The following is a 1,003-nucleotide window of genomic DNA, read 5'->3' as shown; positions in this document are numbered from 1 at the left end:
CCTTCCCCACATATCGAGGCATATTTTGTATTGTTTTTTTAAATAAAACCAACGAAAAATCAGGATACTCTTCCAATTCTCTAGAAGAAATACTGTATGAACCTTTAAGTATATTGCTGTCCCATTTGTATATGGAGAAAAAATATAATTTAATATTCTCATCTATATGGCAACGTAGTTCAATATTTTCAAATACTTTACTATAAACATACCCCGAATTTATTTTTTCTTTCTTAAATCCGGATGAAACTAATTCATGTTCTATATAGCGTATAATCATATCTAGTAAGAATTTAATATTGAGTTATATAATGTAGACTTGCATATTTGGGGTAGCTGCAAACCCTTAAAATCAAAGAGTATCTCTTTTTTCATTTGAGTTTAATATACTTTCTTCTTGAATTATATTTTGCAGATAACTTTGCTAACAATATCACATAGCTTGTTTTATAAAGAGTCCAAATTTCAGACTATAATCTCCTTTCGATTAGTTACATTCTTTCTAATTCTTAGATGAAATAATACATAATTGCCATAGTTTATCAAATAATCAGATTCAACCGGCACATATTGTATAGAAAAAGTCTTACACTTTTCTTGGCATGGTTTATCTGCATCAGGTGAGTCATCTAATGTAATTACATCAGTCGTTAAAAAAATAGTAGTTCTTTATTGTAAAATATTCTTTTTTTATTAAGCTAGTACATTTATTCCTTCCAAATCTAAAAATACTCTTTTAAATAAAGGGTTACTAGAGTCAATAGTAATTTATTCCTTCTCTAAAAGAGAAAAAGACCATAAGAATATGCAACTGCAGGCATTCTTTTATCTAGTTACTCATCTCATGTTAAACTAGTTAACGTTTTGATCTTTCTAACAATAAAGGTAATACAAAGACATTAGATCGAGCAGGAATGTTGTGTCGAATATTGGAACTCTCTTTATACTTTGTGCCTATTTAAGGAATTTTTCATCCTGATTTTAAAATAAGATAATAAAACAT

The 1,003-nt window shown here is 27.8% G+C and carries 1 protein-coding gene; it reads right to left on the bottom strand.

Annotated features, from left to right (window positions below; all coding sequences use genetic code 11):
• Nucleotides 1-280, bottom strand: a 280-nt coding sequence (locus JGH11_RS20060) for a hypothetical protein (RefSeq protein ID WP_201114768.1), incomplete at its 3' end; no start/stop codon positions are given.
• Between the last annotated feature and the right edge of the window lie 723 nt (nucleotides 281-1,003).

This window comes from Dysgonomonas sp. Marseille-P4677 (assembly GCF_016652235.1).
Taxonomy (GTDB): Bacteria; Bacteroidota; Bacteroidia; order Bacteroidales; family Dysgonomonadaceae; genus Dysgonomonas.
The sequence above is the reverse complement of the archived record's forward strand: the minus strand, read 5'-3'. Positions and strand labels throughout refer to the sequence as shown.